The 22228-nt window shown below is 37.7% G+C and carries 21 protein-coding genes; 8 read left to right on the forward strand and 13 right to left on the reverse strand.

The window, feature by feature from the left end; translation table 11 throughout:
- Positions 1–37 precede the first annotated feature (37 nt).
- Positions 38–1654, reverse strand: a complete 1617-nt coding sequence (gene pckA / locus ACFSQJ_RS06040; protein ID WP_377766055.1) for a phosphoenolpyruvate carboxykinase (ATP) — start codon at positions 1652–1654, stop codon at positions 38–40.
- 76 nt (positions 1655–1730) lie between these two features.
- A complete protein-coding gene (locus ACFSQJ_RS06045) occupies positions 1731–2114 on the reverse strand; it encodes a DUF423 domain-containing protein (RefSeq protein ID WP_377766056.1) in 384 nt (127 codons plus the stop codon).
- Positions 2115–2193: 79 nt separating this feature from the next.
- Between ACFSQJ_RS06045 and ACFSQJ_RS06050 the strand changes: the two genes are divergently transcribed.
- The 3 genes from ACFSQJ_RS06050 to ACFSQJ_RS06060 are packed head-to-tail and all read left to right on the forward strand — an operon-like array spanning position 2194 to position 5037.
- Positions 2194–3567 (forward strand): saccharopine dehydrogenase family protein, encoded by a 1374-nt coding sequence (locus tag ACFSQJ_RS06050; RefSeq protein ID WP_377766057.1) that lies wholly within the window; start codon positions 2194–2196, stop codon positions 3565–3567.
- A gap of 49 nt (positions 3568–3616) precedes the next feature.
- Positions 3617–4087: an Lrp/AsnC ligand binding domain-containing protein gene (locus tag ACFSQJ_RS06055; protein WP_377766058.1), complete on the forward strand. Its 471-nt coding sequence runs from the start codon at positions 3617–3619 to the stop codon at positions 4085–4087.
- A gap of 14 nt (positions 4088–4101) precedes the next feature.
- On the forward strand, positions 4102–5037 hold the full coding sequence (locus ACFSQJ_RS06060) for a lipid A-modifier LpxR family protein (RefSeq protein ID WP_377766059.1): 936 nt from the start codon (positions 4102–4104) through the stop codon (positions 5035–5037).
- Positions 5038–5095: 58 nt separating this feature from the next.
- On the opposite strand, the gene ACFSQJ_RS06065 is transcribed toward ACFSQJ_RS06060, so the two are convergent.
- From ACFSQJ_RS06065 to ACFSQJ_RS06080, 4 genes are all read right to left on the reverse strand, one after another.
- Positions 5096–5791 (reverse strand): zinc metallopeptidase, encoded by a 696-nt coding sequence (locus ACFSQJ_RS06065; protein WP_377766060.1) that lies wholly within the window; start codon positions 5789–5791, stop codon positions 5096–5098.
- Between the two features lie 91 nt (positions 5792–5882).
- On the reverse strand, positions 5883–6986 hold the full coding sequence (ald, locus tag ACFSQJ_RS06070) for an alanine dehydrogenase (RefSeq protein ID WP_377766061.1): 1104 nt from the start codon (positions 6984–6986) through the stop codon (positions 5883–5885).
- A 189-nt stretch (positions 6987–7175) separates the two neighbouring features.
- On the reverse strand, positions 7176–7430 hold the full coding sequence (locus tag ACFSQJ_RS06075; protein ID WP_377766062.1) for a SemiSWEET family sugar transporter: 255 nt from the start codon (positions 7428–7430) through the stop codon (positions 7176–7178).
- Positions 7431–7532: 102 nt separating this feature from the next.
- Positions 7533–10613, reverse strand: a complete 3081-nt coding sequence (locus ACFSQJ_RS06080; protein ID WP_377766063.1) for a leucine--tRNA ligase — start codon at positions 10611–10613, stop codon at positions 7533–7535.
- 88 nt (positions 10614–10701) lie between these two features.
- On the opposite strand from ACFSQJ_RS06080, the gene ACFSQJ_RS06085 reads away from it, so the two are divergent.
- From ACFSQJ_RS06085 to ACFSQJ_RS06105, 5 genes are all read left to right on the forward strand, one after another.
- Positions 10702–11580, forward strand: a complete 879-nt coding sequence (locus ACFSQJ_RS06085; RefSeq protein ID WP_377766064.1) for a cell division protein FtsX — start codon at positions 10702–10704, stop codon at positions 11578–11580.
- Positions 11581–11691: 111 nt separating this feature from the next.
- A complete protein-coding gene (locus ACFSQJ_RS06090; RefSeq protein WP_377766065.1) occupies positions 11692–11955 on the forward strand; it encodes a DUF3098 domain-containing protein in 264 nt (87 codons plus the stop codon).
- A 1-nt stretch (position 11956) separates the two neighbouring features.
- Positions 11957–12757, forward strand: a complete 801-nt coding sequence (locus ACFSQJ_RS06095; RefSeq protein ID WP_377766066.1) for an undecaprenyl-diphosphate phosphatase — start codon at positions 11957–11959, stop codon at positions 12755–12757.
- A 33-nt stretch (positions 12758–12790) separates the two neighbouring features.
- Positions 12791–13486, forward strand: a complete 696-nt coding sequence (gene truB, locus ACFSQJ_RS06100; RefSeq protein ID WP_377766067.1) for a tRNA pseudouridine(55) synthase TruB — start codon at positions 12791–12793, stop codon at positions 13484–13486.
- A 76-nt stretch (positions 13487–13562) separates the two neighbouring features.
- Positions 13563–14285 (forward strand): hypothetical protein, encoded by a 723-nt coding sequence (locus ACFSQJ_RS06105; RefSeq protein WP_377766068.1) that lies wholly within the window; start codon positions 13563–13565, stop codon positions 14283–14285.
- Here the strand turns inward: ACFSQJ_RS06105 and ACFSQJ_RS06110 are convergent.
- Genes ACFSQJ_RS06110 through ACFSQJ_RS06140 form a run of 7 tightly spaced genes read right to left on the reverse strand, consistent with a single transcriptional unit; the run spans position 14268 to position 22117 of the window.
- Complete coding sequence (locus ACFSQJ_RS06110) at positions 14268–14891, reverse strand: thioredoxin family protein (protein WP_377766069.1); 624 nt, start codon at positions 14889–14891, stop codon at positions 14268–14270. The two genes, ACFSQJ_RS06105 and ACFSQJ_RS06110, sit on opposite strands and share 18 nt — an antisense overlap.
- A gap of 57 nt (positions 14892–14948) precedes the next feature.
- Positions 14949–16109 carry an esterase-like activity of phytase family protein gene (locus ACFSQJ_RS06115; RefSeq protein WP_377766070.1) on the reverse strand — a complete coding sequence of 387 codons (1161 nt, stop codon included), beginning with the start codon at positions 16107–16109 and terminating at the stop codon, positions 14949–14951.
- Between the two features lie 14 nt (positions 16110–16123).
- Positions 16124–16993 (reverse strand): YitT family protein, encoded by an 870-nt coding sequence (locus ACFSQJ_RS06120; RefSeq protein ID WP_377766071.1) that lies wholly within the window; start codon positions 16991–16993, stop codon positions 16124–16126.
- A 23-nt stretch (positions 16994–17016) separates the two neighbouring features.
- The gene (locus ACFSQJ_RS06125; RefSeq protein ID WP_377766072.1) at positions 17017–18414 is read right to left on the reverse strand and encodes a TolC family protein; all 1398 of its coding nucleotides are present in this window, start codon (positions 18412–18414) and stop codon (positions 17017–17019) included.
- Positions 18411–19763, reverse strand: coding sequence for an HlyD family secretion protein (locus ACFSQJ_RS06130; RefSeq protein ID WP_377766073.1), 1353 nt, complete (start codon positions 19761–19763; stop codon positions 18411–18413). The genes ACFSQJ_RS06125 and ACFSQJ_RS06130 overlap by 4 nt, the downstream gene beginning before the upstream one ends.
- The gene (locus tag ACFSQJ_RS06135) at positions 19756–21438 is read right to left on the reverse strand and encodes a peptidase domain-containing ABC transporter (RefSeq protein ID WP_377766074.1); all 1683 of its coding nucleotides are present in this window, start codon (positions 21436–21438) and stop codon (positions 19756–19758) included. Before ACFSQJ_RS06135 ends, ACFSQJ_RS06130 begins: the two co-directional genes overlap by 8 nt.
- A complete protein-coding gene (locus ACFSQJ_RS06140; RefSeq protein ID WP_377766075.1) occupies positions 21431–22117 on the reverse strand; it encodes a TetR/AcrR family transcriptional regulator in 687 nt (228 codons plus the stop codon). Before ACFSQJ_RS06140 ends, ACFSQJ_RS06135 begins: the two co-directional genes overlap by 8 nt.
- Positions 22118–22228 lie beyond the last annotated feature (111 nt).

Below are 22228 nucleotides of genomic sequence, written 5' to 3' on the forward strand. Positions count from 1 at the left end.
AAAAAAGCCCCATAAAAAATGGGGCTTTTTTAGTTATTTAATATGCATATCGCTGTGGCCCGCCACGCCTAATCTCTTCATTTGCATGTGCTTCGAACTTTTTAAAATTCTCTCTAAAAGCATTGGATAGCTTAAAGGCAGTTTTGTAATATGCCTCATCATCGTTCCAAGTAGCTCTAGGGCTCAAAACTTTCGTTGGCACCCCAGGGCATTCACGTGGTTGGGCTACTCCAAAAACCGAATGAATGTGATAGTTATCATAATTATACAAACCAAGCTCACCGCTCATGGCAGCACTAATCATTGCCCTGGTATACTTTAATTTCATTCTAGTTCCTACTCCGTATGGGCCACCTGTCCAACCCGTATTTACCAACCAAACATCAACCCCAGATTCTTGCATTTTTTGACTAAGCATTTCAGCATACTTTGCTGGATGTAAAGGCATAAACGGAGCACCAAAACAGGCCGAAAAAGAAGGCTGTGGCTCTACCACTCCCGCCTCGGTACCTGCAACTTTAGCGGTATAACCTGATATAAAATGATAAGCCGCTTGTGCTGGCGTAAGTTTAGATATTGGAGGAAGTACCCCAAAAGCATCTGCTGTTAAAAAGAAAATATTCTTGACATTTTTGCCAATTGAGGGTTCTTGAATATTATCAATATGATAAATAGGATAACTCACCCTAGTGTTTTGTGTGATGGAGGTATCTTCAAAATCAACTTCCCCAGCGTCATTTAAAATCACATTCTCGAGTATAGCTCCTTTCTTTATAGCTCCATAGATTTCTGGCTCATTTTCTTTTGAGAGATTGATTACCTTGGCATAACATCCGCCCTCAAAGTTAAAAACAGTATTTTCTGCTGTCCAACCGTGCTCATCATCTCCAATAAGTTTTCTATTCGGATCTGTAGAAAGCGTAGTTTTTCCTGTACCAGAAAGTCCGAAAAAGATTGAAGTATCCCCGGCTTCGCCAACATTCGCAGAGCAATGCATGGGTAGTGTATTTTTAAATACCGGCAGTATAAAATTAAGCGCAGAGAAAATTCCTTTTTTAATCTCCCCGGTATAACCAGTGCCACCGATTAAAGCTATTTTCTTAGAAAAATTTAGAATTGCGAAATTATGTTGTCGTGTTCCGTCAACTTCGGCATCCGCCATAAAACCAGGTGCATTGATTACCGTCCATTCAGGAATAAAGTTCTCCAACTCTGCTTCCGTGGGTCTCAAAAACATGTTATATGCAAACATATTAGACCAGGGATACTCATTTATCACTCTAATATTTAAACGATAGTCATCTTCTGCGCAAGCATAAGCATCACGTACAAATAACTCTTTTTCATTTAAATACGAAATGACCTTTTCATGAAGCGCATCGAACTTGGTACTATCAAAAGGAATATTAATATTACCCCACCATACTTTATCTTCCGTAATCTCATCCTTAACAATAAAGCGATCCATGGGAGACCTTCCTGTAAACTCACCCGTATTGACAGCAATAGCTCCCAGAGAAGACTCAACACCCATGCCTTTGGCAATGGTAATATCATGCAGTTCTGCTGAGCTTAATTGATAATGAATGTTGTCATGGGTGATTCCATCTTTGTGTAACGAAATCGTTTTCGTTGATTGGGCATTAGTTGCCATAAAACTTTTTTTTTAAAGTTAGTGCAAAGCTAAAAAAAATATAACCCTAACACCTTCAAAATAATGACCAATTACATTATTTTTTGGTTAAAACGGAAAATACCAAATACCCCCATGCCGCGATCAACAAAGTTCCACCGATAGGAGTAATGAATCCGATTTTTTTAAAGTCAAATGAAGTAAGTGCGTTAGTTGCAAGAAAATAGATAGAGCCTGAAAACAAAATCAATCCAACTACAACCAGGTAAAAAACAATATTTTTAGTTCCATTTGCGACATCTGGTAACATGCTCAATAGTATTAAAAACAAGGCATGGTACATTTGGTATTTGATTCCTGTCTCAAAGGTATTGAGTTCATCAGGGCCGATGACACGCTTTAAACCATGGGCTCCAAAAGCTCCTAAAAGAACAGCCAGCAATCCAATAATCAGTCCTGTAATTAAAATTGTTTTGTTCATAACTCAAATAGCTTAATTCTTTAAAAATATAACAATTTGATACCTTAGCAATCGTTATATACAAAGGTAAGCGAATCTTATGTCTCGAAAAATATTAGTGCTCGGAGCAGGAAAATCAACTTCATATCTGCTTGATTACTTTTTAGAAAAATCTACAGAAGAAAATCTTCATTTGACTATTGGGGATTTAAATCCGAAAAATATTCCTGAGCACATCAGCAATCATCGCAATTGTGAGGTGGTAGCTTTAGATATTTTTGATGATACTGCTAGAAAAGACTTAGTTTCAAAAGCAGCTATAGTCGTTTCTATGCTTCCGCCTAGGTTACATATAGAAGTGGCCAAAGACTGTATTGAATTTAATAATCACTTAGTGACCGCATCTTATGTCAGTGATGCCATAATGGAGCTTGATTTAGAAGCCAAGCAAAAAGGGTTGGTATTTATGAATGAAATCGGCTTAGATCCAGGAATCGACCATATGAGTGCTATGGAAGTCTTGGACCGCATTCGTGAAAAAGGGGGCAAAATGTTACTTTTTGAGTCGTTTACTGGCGGACTGGTAGCACCTGAAAGTGATAACAACCTGTGGAATTATAAGTTTACATGGAACCCAAGAAATGTTGTTGTGGCAGGCCAAGGTGGAACAGCAAAATTTATTCAAGAAGGCACCTATAAATACATTCCCTATCATAAACTTTTTAGAAGAACTGAATTTCTAGATGTTGAAAACTATGGAAGATTTGAGGCTTATGCCAATCGCGATTCTTTAAAATATAGAGAGGCTTATGGCCTTACCGATGTCTTGACACTCTATAGAGGAACGATGAGGAGAATTGGATTCTCTAAAGCATGGAATATGTTTGTGCAACTCGGAATGACCGATGATAGCTATGTTATTGAGAACTCTAAAGGAATGTCTTATCGAGATTTTACCAATCTTTTTCTTCCTTATTCACCAACAGATTCTGTCGAGCTTAAATTAAGACATTACTTAAAAATCGAACAAGACGATATTATGTGGGGCAAACTTATCGAGCTCCATATTTTCGATAAGAACAAGACCATTTTACAAGATAAAGGAACACCTGCACAAATACTTCAAGAAATACTTGAAGCCAGCTGGACTTTGGAAAGCGACGAAAAAGACATGATAGTGATGTACCATAAATTTGGGTATGAACTTAACGGTCAAAAGAAACAGATTGATGCCAATATGGTCGTTCTTGGCGAAAGTCAAACTCATACCGCCATGGCAAAAACCGTTGGTTTACCTGTAGCGATGGCGACACTGAATATCTTAAATGGAAAAATTACTACTCCGGGAGTTCAAATACCCATAAACAAAGAAGTTTACGAACCTATACTCGCCGAACTTAAGTCATACAACATACACTTTAAAGAATATCAAGTGCCTTATTTGGGGTATAACCCAGATTCTATTTTAAGTTAACAAATTAAAACTGTTTCAATATCTTTGAGTTTCTAATTCGAAGTTTATAATGAAATTATCTAACAGTTTGGTTAAAATTGATGGTATCGACAAAAAAATACTTAGGTATTTAATGTCTGATGCTAGAAGACCTATTCTTGAAATAGCCAGAAACATTGGTATTTCGGGCGCCGCTATTCATCAAAGGCTTCGAAAGCTAGAAGCTTCTGGCCTATTATCTGGTTCTAAATTTGTTATCAATCCAAAAGTTCTAGGCTATACGACTATGGCCTATATCGGTATTTTTCTTGATAAAGCCATGTCAAACCCAAGGGCTGTTGCCGCACTTGAAAAAATTCCTGAAGTTTTAGAGTGCCATTATACGACCGGAAATTGGTCTATACTGATCAAAGTTCTTTGTAAAGACAATGAACATCTAATGCACCTTTTAAACAAAAAAATTCAGCAAATAGAAGGGGTTTCAAGAACAGAAACCTTTATTTCTTTAGACCAACAAATTGATAGGCAAATCACTATTTGACGACCAAACGATTCATGTTCAAAGAACTTCTTCTTTTTTTGGGTCTTGCGACCTTATTTGTGCTTTTTTCGGTGCAATTATATTCGCAGGACATTTCTCAAAAAAATATAAGTCAACAACTTGAGTTACGGCACGATAATGATTTTTTTATGCTTACCGATCGCTATTACTCCTCAGGCTTATTTTTGACCTACCGCAAGCGACTGTCAAAAGGTATTTCTAAAACTGACCAAGAACAATTAGATTTTACTATCGGGCAAGAGGTTTACACCCCTTCACAAACACAATCAACGAATAGTGCGGTTTTTGATAGACCTTATGCAGGATTTTCTGGTCTCAAAGCGACATGGTCAAGATCAAGGGCTGATCATCTATATCAAATAAGTGCTTTGATAGGCATTGCGGGCCTTAACTCGGGGGCTGGAGGTTTTCAGCGCTGGTATCACAGGGCGATTGCCATTTCAGATTCTCCCTTATGGATAGACGAACTAAATGATAGCTTTCATCTAAATTTCTACTTTAGTTATGTAAAAGAATGGGAGATAGTGCCAAATCCTTTTGGTGTTCGCTTTGCATTAAAGCCCAATCTAGCTTTAGGGTCGCGTGATATTTATGCAGAGCCAGAAGCAATTTTTTATTTCGGGAGAAGAAATGAAGTAGCTAAAACTATTGCTTATGATCAGATTGGTTCAACCGATAGGGAAATCTATTTTGCCTTAAGAGCAAGCTACCGAAGTGTGTTCTACAACGGTCTTATTGAAGGCAATCTATTTGGTGACAATTCTCCAGTACTAAAAGAGCCGTCTAACGGTATCTGGCGTTTAGGTTTTGATTTTTACCATCGTTTTCAGCGAAATGACTATAAATTCGGATTGCGCTACAACTCCGCAGAAACGCAACTTTCACAAAAACATAAATATGTAATGCTCTCGTACGGGCTTCGTTTTTAAACTAAAAAACCTGTCGCATAAACGACAGGCTTCATCCATATACTATTTAAAAAAAGAATTAGTCTCTTCCACCAAAAACTTGCAGTCCCCAATAGACTAAGGTCGCCAAAGAGCCTATTGCTGCAACCAAGTACGTTCTTGCTGCCCATTTTAAAGCATCTTCAGAACCTTTGTATTCTTGTTGGGTTACTATGTTTTTTTGTTTTAACCACTTTAATGCACGATTACTCGCATCATATTCAACAGGAAGCGTAATAAAACTGAATAAAGTCGCGAAAGACATCATCACCAGACCGGCAACTGCTACCCAATACCCTAATCCGATACCTGCAGCGGCTCCCAAAGCCAAACCTCCAAAGACTACCCAAGTGGACATACCTGAAGTTACACTAACTATCGGGACAAGCTTAGAACGCATTCCTAACCATTCGTAGGCTTGTGCATGTTGCACTGCATGACCTACTTCATGTGCAGCAACTGCAGCCGCCGCCGCATTGCGCTGACTGTAAACCCCTTCACTTAAGTTTACCGTTTTATTTTTTGGATTGTAGTGATCGGTAAGCATTCCCCCCGTTGAAACAACTTTTACATCCCTGATGCCATGGTCGTCCAACATTTTTTGGGCTATTTCTGCGCCACTCATGCCATTTTGCAAATGCACTTTTGAATAGTGCTTAAATTTACTCTTTAATCTACTGCTTACTATCCAGCTGACAAGCGCAATTGCACCTATCAATATATAATATCCCATCATAATTTTATCGTTTTATACTTTAAATATAACAACTAAAACGCAAAAACCCCGCCATTTTAGAGCGAGGTCTTTAATACTGCCAAATTGCTGGTTATACCAATACAGGTGTATCCCAGTTAAAAGCTTCGTTTATTTCTTTATAAACCACTTTTCCTTCAATGATATTTAATCCTTTTTGTAAAGATTTATCTTTTTCGCATGCACTTTGCCAACCTAGATTTGCTAGCTTAAGTACGTAAGGCAAGGTTACATTGGTCAGCGCAACGGTTGAAGTATAGGGCACCGCACCAGGCATATTTGCTACGCAATAATGTACTACATCGTCAATAATGTAAATAGGGTCTTCATGGGTAGTAGCTTTTGTTGTTTCCACACAACCTCCCTGATCTACAGCGACATCGACAATTACAGTGCCTGGGCGCATTTCTTTAAGCATATCCCTAGTGATAAGGTTAGGAGCTTTTGCCCCTTTTAATAACACCCCACCAACAATCAAATCGTGCGTTTTTATATGTTTTCTAATACTATATTCGTTGGAAAAGTCGGTAACTACGTGAGGTGGCATCACATCGTTCACATAGCGTAAACGCTTCATATTCACATCCATTATGGTAACATGGGCGCCCAGACCTGCTGCCATTTTTGCAGCTTGAATGCCAACAACCCCAGCGCCAAGTACTAAAACCTTACCTGGTGCTACACCTGGCACTCCCCCTAAAAGTAACCCCCTGCCTTTTGCAGGTTTTTCTAAGTATTTGGCCCCTTGCTGTATAGCCATTCTACCGGCCACTTCAGACATTGGGGTCAATAAGGGTAAGGTGCCTTCTTCATCTTCAACAGTTTCGTAAGCGATACATATTCCCTTTTGCTTGATCATTGCCTTGGTAAGCGGCTCACTTGAGGCAAAATGAAAATACGTAAATATAATCTGCCCTTCCTGTACCAAATCATATTCTTCAGCGATAGGTTCTTTTACCTTCACTATCATTTCACTCATGGCATATACTTGGCCAATCGTATCTAAAATAGTAGCTCCGGCCTGTTGGTAATCTTTATTAAAAAAACCACTACCATCACCTGCACCAGATTGTACATAAACGGTATGATTGTTCTTTACCAATTCAAAAACACCGGCCGGTGTCATACCTACACGACTTTCATTGTTCTTAATCTCTTTGGGTACGCCTACTATCATCTTTGTATTTATATTGATTAATGCATCAAAAATGAATTAAATAATTGACCGAAGGAAGAAAAAATCGATAAAATGCAGATAATTTAACTTAAAAAGTATATTTATAAATATATAACCCCTATTTTTATAGGGTTAATTTCATAATTATATAGTTAATTTTATTTTGACCCCTATTTTTTTAGGGGTCTTTTATTTATATTTAATTTTAGCTATAATGATAAATAATGCGAATACAGTTGTAATTGTATTGGCAACCATCACACTCAAACTGTTTATAGCAATACCATAAATTAGCCATAACACTGTTCCTATAATAAAAACCATGTACATCGTTAAGGAAATATCTTTGGTAGATTTAAACTTCCAAGCTTTATAGACTTGCGGGATAAATGATGACGTGGTCAAGGCTGCTGCAATAAGCCCTAAAATTTCAATTTTCTCCATGGTAACTAATTGTCATACGCATCGTGTAGAAGTATTGCTAGACTATAAATTAACGTTTTAACAGCACTTCGACAAGCTGAGTGTGATAGCTTCTGCAGGATATTATCCTACAATATTTACAATCTTCCCAGGAACCACAATTACTTTTTTAGGCGTACGCCCTTGTAGTTGCGCCTGTGTTTTTTCATGGTTCATTACGGCAGCCTCTATCTCATCTTTAGACATATCTAATGGCAGTTCCATAGTAAAGCGCATTTTTCCATTAAATGAAATTGGGTATTCTTTACTACTTTCTACCAAATAAGAAGCTTCAAATTTTGGAAAAGGCGCCTCAGAAATTGATGAAGTATGCCCCAACTTTTGCCAAAGTTCTTCTGCAATATGCGGTGCATAAGGCGAAACCAAAACCGCAAAAGGTTCTAAAATAGCTTTGCTCGTACATTTTTGAGCCGTTAATTCATTTACACAGATCATAAAGGTAGAGACCGATGTATTGAAGCTAAAGTTTTCAATATCTTCTTCTACTTTTTTGATGGTTTTATGAAGCGTTTTCAAATTTTCCTTTGACGGCTCTGAATCATCAATGGTTAAAAACAATTTCCATAGTTTCTTAAGAAAACCATGCACGCCCGTAATGCCCGAAGTATTCCAAGGTTTTGATTGCTCTAACGGCCCCAAAAACATTTCATATAAACGCAACGAATCCGCCCCATACTCATCGCAAATAGCATCTGGGTGGACAGTGTTGAACATAGACTTGGACATTTTTTCAACTTCACGAGTAACTTCAAAACTTCCATCTTTCTCAAATTCAAATTCCGCGTCTTTATGTTCTTCTCTCCAATCCTTGAATTTATCAATATTTAATTGGTTTGAATTATTAACAAACGATACATCAACATGAATTGGAATAATAGTAAACCAAATATTACTTCTCAATTCATCTATAATTTCATCTGTTGATTTATTTTCAAACTTTTTTGATACCCAATTATCCGTTCCAAAAATTTGATTAAAATGACTGGGTAAAAGTTGTTTTAAGCGATTGTTTAACAAATCCTTCTCTCTTGATTCATCTTTTATTCTGTCCATAGACTTTGTAAAAGTTCCTTTAGATATGAATCTTAATGGCAGTTTGATTGGATGATATTTAGTCACATTTTTTTGTGGTGAATAAGAATACCATGTCAGTGCAGAATGTACAAAAGCACTCGTACCTGTAATCATCCCCTGATTAATCAATTTTTTAGCAAACTCATCTTTTGGCGCAATACCTCTATCAAACAAAAACTTTTGCCAAAAACGGGCATATAATAAGTGTCCAGTAGCATGTTCGCTACCGCCAATGTATAAATCTACATCTTCCCAATAATCAATAGCCTCTTTTGAATAGATAGCCTCATCATTGTTTGGGTCCATATAGCGGTTAAAGTACTGCGAACTGCCTGCCCAACCTGGCATGGTGTTTAATTCAAGCGGGTAGACACCATTGTCAACAAAACCTTCTTCTCTCGACTCCGCTCGAGATGACAGGTTTTTATTGCTTACGACCTTGTTCGTATTCGTATCCCAAGCCCAATCGGTAGCATTGCCCAATGGTGGCTCACCAGTTTCTGTAGGTAGGTATTTTTCAACTTCAGGGAGTTCAATTGGTAAATGTTCGTCCGCAATCATCTGTGGCATGCCATCTGCATCATAATAGACCGGGAAGGGTTCTCCCCAATAGCGCTGGCGACTAAAAACCGCATCCCGCAAGCGGTAGTTGATTTTTCCTTTTCCTTGTCCTAATTTTTCCAGTTCAAAAATGGCGCGTTTTACTGCCTTCTTATACGGTAAGCCATTTAAGAAATCGGAATTTGCAATTACGGTCTTTTCTTTATCTGCAAATGCTTCTTCAGAAATATCCACCCCTTCAAAAATATTTGGGATAGGTATATTAAAATGTTTTGCAAAATCATAATCACGCTGGTCGCCACAAGGCACGGACATCACCGCACCAGTTCCGTAGCCTGCCAATACATAATCACCGATCCAGATTTGTACAGGCTCTTTGGTAAACGGATGTTCTGCATAAGCACCAGTAAAAGCTCCGGAAATAGTTTTAACATCAGCCATGCGATCACGCTCAGAGCGTTTTGCCGTAGCTTCAATATAGGCATCCACCTCGGCCTTTTGTTCTGCCGTAGTGATTTTGGCAACCAATTCATGCTCCGGTGCCAAGGTCATAAAAGAAACACCAAAAATGGTATCGGGGCGTGTAGTAAAAACTTCAATTGGATACGACTTCTCGACTCCGCTCGAAGTGACCGTGTAAAAAGTAACCGAAGCACCTTGAGAACGACCGATCCAATTGGTTTGCGAATCCTTAAGTGGTTGCGGCCAATCAATCGTGTCCAGACCATCTAATAATCGCTGGGCATAGGCAGTGATGCGCATCATCCACTGTGTCATCTTTTTACGGATTACTGGGTGCCCCCCGCGTTCTGAAACACCGTTTACAATTTCGTCATTTGCCAAAACCGTACCCAATGCCGGACACCAGTTTACCTCGGCATCGGCCAAATATGTTAATCTATATTTAAGTAAAATCTCTTGCTTTTCTTTATTTGAAAAAGCATTCCAGTCTTTTGCAGAAAAATCTTCAATATCATCATCGCAAGCGGCATTTACTTTTGAGTTTCCTTCTTTTTCAAAAATTGAAATCAAAGAAGAAATATCCTCGGCTTTGTCCGCCTCCTTATTGTACCATGAATTGAATAATTGGATGAAAATCCACTGCGTCCATTTGTAGTATGATGGATTTGAAGTACGCACTTCACGACTCCAGTCAAAAGAAAAACCAAGCCTATCCAGCTGCTCGCGATACCTATTAATATTGGTTTCGGTAGTTACGGCAGGGTGCTGCCCCGTCTGTATCGCATACTGTTCTGCCGGTAGACCAAAAGAGTCGTAGCCCATTGGATGCAATACATTAAAGCCTTTGTGTTTTTTATATCTAGCATAAATGTCGCCAGCAATATAACCTAATGGATGCCCAACATGCAAGCCAGCCCCCGATGGGTAAGGAAACATAGAAAGCGTATAAAATTTAGGCTTATCAGAATTGTTCTTGGCCTTAAAAGTTTCGTTTTTAGCCCAATAGTCTTGCCATTTCTTCTCGATTTGCTGAAAATCGTAATCCATTTCTCTTCTTCTTTTGTAAAGCGCAAAAATAGGGGTAATCCCTTTAAAACCGATTTACTTTTCTATTTTTACACATCGATTTTCCAATATGGCACAATATATTGAACAGTATCAGAGACGACGATTGATTTCATCTTACTTCTCGGTGGTTTTGAGCATCGCGTTAGTACTTTTTCTTTTAGGTGTTTTAGGAATGTTGGTATTAAATACCAAGAAACTCGGTGACCACTTTAAAGAACAGATTACCATTTCGGTCTTTTTAAAAGATAATGCCAAACCCGTAGAGGTTGACCAGTTGCAGAAAAGTCTCGCCATGGCAGATTATACCAAGTCAGCAGTTTACGTATCAAAAGAAGATGCCGCAGAACAATACAGTGAAGATATTGGTGAAAACTTTCAAGAATTTTTGGGTTATAACCCTTTAAAAAATTCCGTTGATGTTAATCTAAAAGCCGACTTTGTCTCTCCTGAGCAGGTCACAGAAATCGCCGAAACGCTTTCAGCCAAAACTTATGTTGATGAAGTTAGTTATGACAAGCCCCTAATTTCATTGTTGAACGATAATGTTAAAAAAATTAGCCTTTGGATATTAATTGCCTGTGCTGTTTTTACCGTAATTGCCGTGCTTTTGATCAATAGTTCTATTCGTTTATCTATTTATTCAAAACGATTTATTATAAAGACCATGCAAATGGTCGGGGCTACCAAGAAATTTATTCGCAAACCCTTTATAGCTACCAACATCAAATTGGGCCTTTTTGGTGCGCTAATCGCTTTAATCGCTTTAGCGGTAGTTTTGTATTATGTAAACAATAACTTTCCAGAGCTAAATCTATTTCAAGACATCAAAGTTTTGTTGCTATTATTCTTAAGTATTTTAGGTTTGGGCATCTTAATATCTTACCTCAGCACCTATTTTGCTACCCAACGTTTTTTGAATTTGCGAACAGACGACCTGTACTATTAGTAATTAGAACACTTTGCTTTTAGATATGAGATTTTAGAAAATTGTTTGCTGAAATTTGATAAACTTATCAGAACTAAGTTTGAAATGGTCTAAACTTTTTAAATTTGCGGTATGAGTAAAAAGAACAAAGAAGTTCAAAAACCGAAATCAGAATTCATTTTTCAAAGAAAGAATTACATTTTTCTTTTTATTGGATTGGGGCTTATTGCCTTGGGTTTTATACTGATGGCTGGTGGTGGAAGTGACGACCCCAATGTATTTAATCCTGAAATCTACAATTTTAGAAGAATTCGTCTGGCACCAACCCTAATTCTTATCGGATTGGGCATACAGATATACGCTATCTTGTTGAACCCTCACAAAAAGAAAGAATAGTTTGGAAATTATTGATGCTATTATTCTCGGAATCATACAAGGTTTAACCGAGTTTTTACCCGTATCCTCAAGTGGACATTTAGAATTGGGAAAAGCCATTTTAGGGGATGATTCCATTCCTGAAGAAAGTCTATTATTTACCGTTGTACTTCACTTTGCCACAGCACTTAGTACTATTGTTGTGTTTCGAAAAGATGTTCTTGATATTTTTAAGGGCTTGTTTCAGTTTAAGTGGAACGAAGAGGCAAAATTTGCTTTGAAAATCATTATTTCAATGATACCTGCCGCAATAGTAGGCTTCTTTTTAGAAGATTTTATGGAGGTCTTTTTTGATGGGGCCATCATCATAGTTGGTATTATGCTAATCGTTACGGCGGTGTTATTATATCTGGCCGATATGGCAAAAACCACCGAAAAAGATGTTTCTTTTCGGAGTGCTTTTGTTATTGGTTTAGCCCAAGCGGTAGCTATGTTACCAGGCATTTCTAGAAGTGGTGCTACTATTTCGACTTCCGTTCTTCTCGGTATAGATAAAACCAAATCTGCACGGTTTTCTTTCTTGATGGTAGTTCCTTTGATTTTTGGAAAAGTTGCCAAGGATATTTTAGGTGGAGAGCTCAATTTTGAAAGTACGCAAATGGCTGCTATGGGAGCAGGTTTTGGAGCCGCATTTATTGCAGGACTTTTTGCCTGCACTTGGATGATTCAATTGGTGAAAAAAAGTAAGTTAAGCTACTTTGCCATTTATTGTTTAGTGGTAGGTCTAATCGCTATCGCTTGGAGTATTTGGGGAGCCCCCTAACCCCCAAAGGGGACTAAATTGTTCTTCAAAAAAATGGATAAAAAAACCAAAGAAGAATTTTTAACCGGTCAAATTCTACTAATTGACAAACCCTTGAACTGGACCTCTTTTCAAGCGGTAAATTCTTTAAAATGGGGGATTCGAAAAAAATTTGACCTTAAAAAAATCAAAATTGGCCATGCCGGAACACTTGATCCTTTAGCAACAGGACTGTTGATCATCTGTACCGGAAAATTTACCAAACGTATTCCTGAACTTCAGGGACAAACTAAAGAGTATACCGGCACTATAACTTTGGGCGCAACAACACCGTCATATGATTTGGAGACGGAAATAGATAAAACATATCCGACAGAGCACTTAACCAAAGAACTTATAAAAAATACCACATCTAAATTTTTAGGGAAAATAGAACAAATACCGCCTATTTTTTCTGCACTAAAAAAAGATGGTAAACGCTTGTATGAATTTGCAAGGGAAGGAAAAACCGTGGAAATAAAATCACGCCAGATCGAAATATTCGAATTCGAAATTACCAAAATTCAACTCCCAGATGTCCATTTTAGGGTAAGCTGCAGTAAGGGCACCTATATACGCTCACTAGCCCATGATTTTGGTAAAGCATTAAATTCTGGCGGGCATCTTTCTTCCCTTAGAAGAACCAAAATAGGCGATTATAACGTAGATAATGCTGTGAGTCCTGATGATTTTAAACAAACTATGCTTTAGAATAGTAGCATTACCACTAGTTTGCTTTAACCGTCAAGATGAAATATTTTTATAAAAAATCGGTTATAGTAAGACCATGAACCTGAATAGAAAGCAGTTATCGTTAATAATTACCATTTTTTCAATGGCTATTGTGCTATTGCTTTTGTATAGTATTCGTTTAGGCGCCAAACAAGAAGATGAATATGTAATCGAGATGGCCTTAGCTGACGAAGATCTTGAAGAATTATTGCAAGAAGAGGAAAAACGTTTGGAAGAAATGGCCTCAAATGCCGATCCTATAAAAAGCCATATGGCTTTTAATCAAACTGCAAAGCCAAGTGTTGGAAGTCCCGAGCCTTTGAAAACACTTCAAGAAATCATGGAAGAACGGGCCATGAATGAAGCTCCAAATGACTTATTGACTTCAGATGGCGGCTATGCAGCAAATCTGAAAGAACTCGCCAAACAGCGCGAAGAAAAAAAGAAACAGTTGGGGGAGAAAGAAGCCCAGAAAAAGGAGTTCACCAACAACCTTGCTGAAAAAAGAACTTCTATATCTTATTCTTTGGTAGATAGAAATGCTTATGACCTGCCACCACCAATCTATACTTGTATTGAAGCCGGCAAAGTAGTTATCAATATTCAAGTAGATTCTAACGGTTATGTAACCGAAACCAGTTTTAACGAAAAAAGCTCCACTACCACCAATGGTTGTTTGGTAGATAACGCCATGGGGTACGCCGAAAAAGCCTATTTCAATTCTTCTAATAAAGCATCACAAAAAGGAACTATCACCTATTTATTTCAGGGGAAGTAAACCAACAATATCGGATAAGGTATTCTGACCTTTATCTTTATTATACCAAACCTGTAAGTCTTGTTTAAATTCTGGAGTGAGCATACCATGCAAGGTCTTATAGTCTTCTACCAATTTAGTTGCCATACTTGGTCTTGGGCCCCAGTCTGCAATAACTTCTTCGGTATCATGGTCTACAATAATCAGTTTTGGAATAGACCTGGCGTTATTGGTTAGAAAACGATTCATTAAATCTAAATTCTCATCTCTAAGCACAATTCTTAACTCAATATTTGGGTTGAGCTGCGCTATTTTATTTATAACAGGCAAACTAGGGGAAGCATCTCCACACCAACTTTCCGTAATCACTAAAAAAAGAAGGTTTTTATTTAGCTGCCCAATACTTTCTTGAATAGCTGCGGGAATCTTTAAAGTTTTATCCCAACGGTTCATGCGCCTATCATTCAGCTGGGTATAATTTATTAAAGCTTCCGATTGAACCTCACCTGTTGTCTTACCGTTCATTGCGAGTTCATGAACCTTCTCTCTATAAATTTCGTAAGACCAAGACCTTGATAAGCTCTCGTTTATAATATCTATGGTATTTGTATCTTGTGTTGTTTGCATTTTTTTCCTTCTAACAGGGTATTTGTAGTAGTTCATTAGAAAAACTTACAACGAAGCTTAGTCTATCCACTCTAAAAGTATACATTGATTTAATTGGGGTACAATTGCATTAAAATTATTGTCCGCAATAATGAGCAATGATCTGTTTCCATTTTCAAAATTGGGGCCAAAAGTCATTCCTTCTAAATTATAGAGCAATCCATTGGTTAATTCAGGCCTTATATCCTCAAAATCAAAAAGCAGCGTTTTGGTAGCCGATATAAAATCCGCGCCATCTAAAGCTTCAATTGAACTTATATCCGTAGCATTGGATGTATCAACTTCATAAATTTTAATATTATACCCTCCATCGGCATAGCCTGTGGCAAAAGAACGTTCTAAAAAAAGAAACTTGGTACTACTTACAGCAAGTATTTCTACAACACCATTTAGCTCAAAAGAAGTCCCTAATGTTGCTGCTCTTGCGACTGGATCCAATTTATACGCAAATTCCTCTCCCATTACCCCTGTAGTTTTATCTATAAAGGCCACTCTAACATGTGAATTGGTGCTAGCAGGTGTAGGTGCTGGGCCATCTTGCTGTAGCGGCAATTCCATACTGACCCAATACCCTTGATTGTCTGCACTTAAAGAAAGTCCTTCAAAAGCCCCATTTTGCAGTGGCCCGTTATTTTCGGAAAAATCATTGTAACGCGATGCCAGTGTTGCAGTATTGATTAAATCGCCTTCGCCGTTAGAAAAATTAACCGATGGAGGCTGATTGTTATTAATATTGCCTTCTGAGGTCCAAACAATCGTTTCTCCATCTATTCTAATCGCTTCGGGATCATTAAAACCATCATTAAAAATCACCCCTGAAGTATCTTTAAAAATTACTACCGAACTGAATTGAAAATCAGTAAATCCCGAGCTATTGTAGACGATATCAGCGGTATAAAATCTAGACGTATTGGGGTCGTCACTTATGAGATACCATTGCCCATTTGCATAATCGATACCTGATAAACCGCCAACACGAGTCTCCTCGAAACTTAAATCGGCAGGAATACTATATTCATCCACAAAAACCAATCCTTTTGCTTCGTTTTCATTAGCATCATTTTCCTCTTGCTGAGTTTGTTCTTCGCTATTGGTATCTGTGATTTTCGAATCAGAATTACCACATGAAATCAGCTCAAAACATAAAAAAATGACTAATAAGAACTTACTTATTTTCATAGCTAAATTATTTATTATAGAGAGCGTTTCTTGATCATCCCCCCTCGAGTGTCGTTAATTCGGTGCATTACCACAAAAGCTTTGGGGTCTATTTTTGAGATTTCTATATTAAGTTTGCGTATCTCTAATCGCGTGATTACGGTAAAAATCACATCATGATCTTTTTGGGTACCATGGGTGCCATACCCGCCTTTGCCTTTGTAAATTGTTATTCCACGGCCCATTTTCTCGGTAATCATCTGGCGTATTTCTTCATTTGATTGTGAGATAATGGTAACGCCCGTATACTCTTCTATACCGTCTATGACAAAGTCTAAAGTCTTTGAAGCGGACAAATAGGTTAGCATAGAATACAACGCAGTCTCAATGGATAATAAGTAAGCGGCAGCCAGAAATACAAGAATATTAATAAGCACAATAATATCACCAATGGTGGTGCCCAACTTTCGGCTTAAATAAATTGCCAGTACCTCAGTACCATCCAAAACGCTACCTCCCCTTACTGAAAGTCCAATTCCGGCACCAAGAAAAAATCCCCCAAAAACTGCAACAAGCAATTTGTCTTCTGTTATTTCAGGGAAATGGACAAAGGCCAGTACCAAGGAAAGCCCTAAAATGGCAATGGTAGTTTTTATAGCGAACATTTTGCCGATCACTTTATAGGCAAGAACCATAAAAGGGATATTCACCAAAATAATCAGCACGTATAAGGGCAAAGAAGAAATTGTAGTAAGCAAAAGTGAAATACCGGTTGCCCCGCCATCTATAAAACTGTTGGGAAGCAAGAAGCTCTCTAACCCAAAAGCAGCGGTAATAATACCTAAGACAATAAAAAAAGTATCCTTTAAAAGGGTTTTGTTGGTAATACTTGCTGTAGTATTCAAATTAGTTGGTTTTAAACCTTAAGTTACAAATTCTGAGGGTTGACCGCTAAACTTTTAAAGAGATTGGCCTTCGTTTTAAAGAATTTGTTCTGAACCTCGTTTTGCTTTAATTCGGCGTCTATAAGTTTACTTTCTCGAGAATTGATGAGGAATAAAGAACTTTCTCCAAAGCTAAACTTTCTTTCTTCTGCTGCAAGTAAGGTATTGTAATCGGTTACAATATTATCAATTAATTCGTTTTGAACCACGTAAGAATCCAGTTCTTGATAAATGGCGAGTACTTTATTCTGAATTTGAACCTCGGCATTGTCTCGCTCAAACTGTGCATCTTGTAGCTTGAACTTAGCAAGTTTTAAATCACCGCGTTCCTTTCTCAAAAAAAGTGGGAACCTAAAACTGAGTCCGCCTTTATACTGCTGTGTTTCAAAAGACCTTATCTGATCTGGAGTTTCGGTTAGAAAATTATACTCTACATCGATTTTAGGAAGCAGTTTATTTGCTTTTAGCCTTTTATCCACAGTAAGACCGTCAATCTTAAAATTAAGAGATTTTAGTTTAGGATGATTTTCTAAAGTAAAACTATCCAAAGGTTTACCCATTATCTCCAAGGTGAGATCAATCTCATCTGCAACTTCGGTATCGGGAATAACGTTAGGTTGCAGCTCTACCGGCACATCATTGATCCAGAGAAAATTCGACAACTCCAATGACTTTTTCATGAGCTTAACCTTTGCCTGCTCTAAATTCAGCGCCCTGTTCTGCATTGCTATTTTAGCCTCAACAGTATCTATAGCAGCTACCTGCCCTGATAAGGCACTTGTTTTCACCCCTTGAAATCTTACTTTGGCGTTTTGTAGAAAATCTCTGAAGATTTCAGCATCGTTATAGGCCTGCAACCAATCGAAATATGCCAATGAGGCCTCATACAATACCTCGTTTACCAATAAATCTTGATCGGCCTTGGCCTGCTCTCTAAAAAACTTGGCCTTCCTTAAAGTCGCCATGCGCTCATTGATCCAAAAACCTTGGCCCAAAGACATGGATACCCCTGCACTATACAGCCCGTCTTCCGGTAAAAACTCAGCAGGATTAATAAATTGTCCTTCATTCTGCTCAAAATTTCCTTTCAACTCAATTCCGAAATAGGTCGGAATTTTAAAGGTCGCATTCAAGCGGTCCCAATATTCGGTCTCTTTAAACTCTTTTCTATCATAATCGACTTCAATTTTGGGGTCAAAACCACCTCTGGCCTTCATCAAATTGGCCTGGCCAATTGAAATTGTTAGCTGAGCTTGTTTGGCAATGGGGTGGTATTTTTTTACATAGCCCAAATACTCATTGAACTGCAGTCTTAGGGTATCTTGCTGGGCATCCATAGGTAGTGCTAAGCAAAAACATAATATGAAAAAGAGTATTCTCATTTTTTTGCTGCTTTTGCCATATCGTTTTCTGGCTGATAATAATTTGGTGGGAATCCGTTAAGTTGCCTCCATAATTCGAACCAGATAGGAACATCTTCTAAAAGTGCGATGGTATTTGCTCCAGAACCGACTCTTAAATCTTTGGGCCATGGATGGTCTTCTTTATCTGGTGCCAATAAAATACGGTATCTGCCATTATCACTAATAAATGTTTCAATGGCTATTACGGTTCCACCATAGGTACCGTATGATGCATTGGGCCAACCGCTAAATACGATTGCGGGCCAACCATCAAACTGAATTCGTACTTTTTCACCTAGATGTACCAAAGGCAAATCGATAGGTTCTACATAAGTTTCAACAGCCATATCATAATTAGCGGGCATAATACCAACGAGTTTGTCTCCCTCTTTAAAAGTTTCCCCTAATCCACCTTGTATGGCCCTGTTAATGTAGCCCGTTTGAGGTGCCTTTATATAATACATATCATTTCGCATGGAGTAGTTGGTAAATTCATTCTCCAACTTGGTGACCTGTGCTTCAGAATCAAATTGATTGGATTGGGCCGTATACATATCACTCTGGGCTTTAGAAATCTTATCCGTATAAGAGGCCTGTACCCTATTTATTTCGACCTCGGCATTAATAACTTCATTCTTGCTAGCCAAAAGCTTGTTTTGCTGAGAAATCAGTTTTGCTTGTGTTTCCTGTAGTTTTAGGCGTTTTTCTTCAACATCCGTTACCGCTTTTAAGCCTTCAGATTGTAGCTGTACGGTACGATCATATTGTCTCTCGGCAATAGCAATATTGGTCTTTGCAGCTTCTAAGTCTATACTATCGCTTTGAACCTTGTATTTAGACTGAAGTAACTTGTTCTTTGCCTGCTGTAACTTTAAAGAACGTTCATTTGCCAAAGCTCCAATCTGGTTGTTCAAAGCTTTTACCTTACCTTGATATGAGGTGACCGACATTTCTTTTGCTTTTATCTGCTGTCCTGTTCTTTCAACTAGGTTTGGATCAAAATACTCGTTCTTAATCTCTGAAAAGAATAAGATGGTATCCCCTTTTTGAACAAAGTCTCCCTCTCTTACATACCACTTTTCAATTCGCCCAGGAATGGGAGATTGTATGGTCTGCGGTCTTTGATCTGGGGTCAGCGTGGTCAAATAGCCTTTACCTGTAATATTTTGTGTCCAAGGGAGAAAAAGTACAATAATCCCCAGTAGCGAAAAGGCCAATAAAAATCGATTAAACTGCTTATAGTGGCGCTTATGAAATACCTTTTGCGCAGCTTTAAACCTAAGCAAGTCTACCTTTTCATTTAACTTATTAGGTGAAATGTTAAGCATTTTTATTCGTTTTTTCGTTCAACAATCGTCCATTTTCCATCGTTATTATCCTACTGCAATGCTTGGCCCACTTAGCGTTTTCACTAACAATAACCAAGGCCCAACCATTGGCCTTATCGCTTAAGAAATCTATAATTTGTTCCGCTTCGGCTTCATTAAATTGATCAAGAGGGTCTTTAAGAATCAATAGTTTTGGTCTGCGGATAATACTACGGGCCAAGACTATCTTCTTTGCTATCGAATTTGGTATTTGTTTTCCTTCCGGATATAAAATAGTATTCAAACCGTCTGGTTGTTCCTTCACGAATGATGTTAAGTTGGTTTTTTCCAAAGCCCAATAAATATCATCTTGAGGAATGGTTGTATCACCAAATGTGATGTTATTAAGAATGCTTCCCTCAAAAGGAGATTCTTCCGTTAGAGATTGTCCTAGATGTGATCTATAATAACTAAGATTGATCCCTTTTAAAGAAACGTCGTTAATAAAAATCTTGCCTTCATCGGGCTCGAGTATACCGGCTATAAGCCTTAGCAGTGTCGACTTGCCAGAGCCACTTGAACCTCTCAACAGAATACTACAAGTGGGAGTGATGGTCAATGAAACATCATCTATAATTTTTTTCTCTCTATCAGGTACTTGATAGGTGACATTTTGCAATTCTACTGTAAACCCATCATTCTCTTTAAATGGTTTTTCGCCTTCTTGAAGCTCTAGATCTTTATCAACAACTTGGCCTAACTTTTCAAGTGAAGTCAACAAATCGTAAAAGGTTTCTAGCCCAAGTATTAACTTTTCGACGGAGCTAATAACCAATAGAATAATGATTTCTGCCGCTACAAACTGACCAATATTCATCTCTTGGTTCAATACCAAAAGCCCACCTATTAGCAGTAAGCCTGCAGTAACCAAAACCTTAAACCCGATCATTTGAATAAATTGAATGACCAGTATTCTAAAGTGACCTTCTCTAGCTTCTAGATAATCTGTTACAAGCGCATCGTTCTTATTTATGGCATGTGAGGTTTTACCTGAGAGTTTAAAACTTATGATAGAACGGGCCACTTCTTGAATCCAATGTGCAACCTTATACTTGTTCTTTGATTCATCTAAGCTGGTTTCCAATCCTTTTTGGGCGGTGAATTTAAATACCACATAAATTAAAAGCAGTAGTAAGATTCCATATATAATGAAGAACGGATGGTAAAAAGAAAGCAATAACAATCCGAAAATAATCTGTAGTAGTGCCGCTGGAAAATCTATTAAAATTTTAGAAAGTCCTTTTTGAATAGTAAGCGTATCAAAAAAACGATTGGCCAACTCTGGTGGATAATAGTTTCTTAACTCGCTCATCTTAATTTTTGGAAAACGATACGCAAATTCAAAAGAAGCCCTAGTGAAAATTTTCTGCTGAACATTCTCAATAATTCTTATCTGCATAAGTTGGAGCGCACCAACAAAGGCTACGCCAAGTGTTACCAATACCACAAGAACTATCCATGAAGTACTTACCTGCGCCCCTTGTATCAAGTTAATGATTGCTTGTATCCCTAACGGTAATGAAAGGTTTACAAGACCTGCAAAGATTGCATAGTAGAATACCTGGAAAACATCTTTTTTATCCAGTGAGAGAAGACCTATTAGACGTTGCCAAGAGGTCAATATTGTTTTAGCCATGATTGGATTGGTTAAGTGTTTTAAAAACGAGGTCGGAAATAAAATCTCCTGGGGTTTTTGAAGTATTGCAATTTGTTAGGGTCGGAAAATGTTCCTTTAAAAAATGCTGATGTAGGGTACTCTCTAAAACCGTACTTGCCAGACTTGAAGGATATTCGTATTTCGGAGAGACAGTCTTTATCATTTCTTCTAACCTGTTTACCATTCTTTTATAAATTGTGAAGTAGCCTTCTTTATTCTCTTCGTCTACTTCTTTGGTCAAAAAGGATTTAGAAGATTCGTTTACTACAATCTTGTTGAGCAACACCTCGTTGACATGTGAAAAAGAATTATCTTGTACTACCGTTTTACTAACGATATTAATTGCTTTAGTCAACTTTTCTGTAGGGTCTGAAATACTGTTGGTAGCAAAAACCAATTGATATTCTAACCAGCCCCAGTACCATGAAGTCAAGTATACTAATAACTTGTGTTTGTTTTCGAAATAACGATAGATGGAGCTCTCATTAGAATCTATTTTTCTACCCAATTTCTTAAAAGTAAAGCTTTCAAAACCTATTTCGTCTATCATCAAGATACTATGTTCGACAATTCTTTTACCCAAATCAGAAGACTCAGGATCTTTCACATATATCTTATCGTTTATGGCAATTTTAACTGTTTGTAATAACCTTTCCATGTTAGTTTACTAATTGTTAGCACAAATATAATAGTAATACTATCATTATGTGATAGTTTAACTTTCTTTTAACTATGCATTACTTTCTTTTATTGATATCAATACTATCTT

The sequence above is a fragment of the Croceitalea marina genome (assembly GCF_042684265.1).
In the GTDB taxonomy this organism is placed as follows: Bacteria; Bacteroidota; Bacteroidia; order Flavobacteriales; family Flavobacteriaceae; genus Croceitalea; species Croceitalea marina.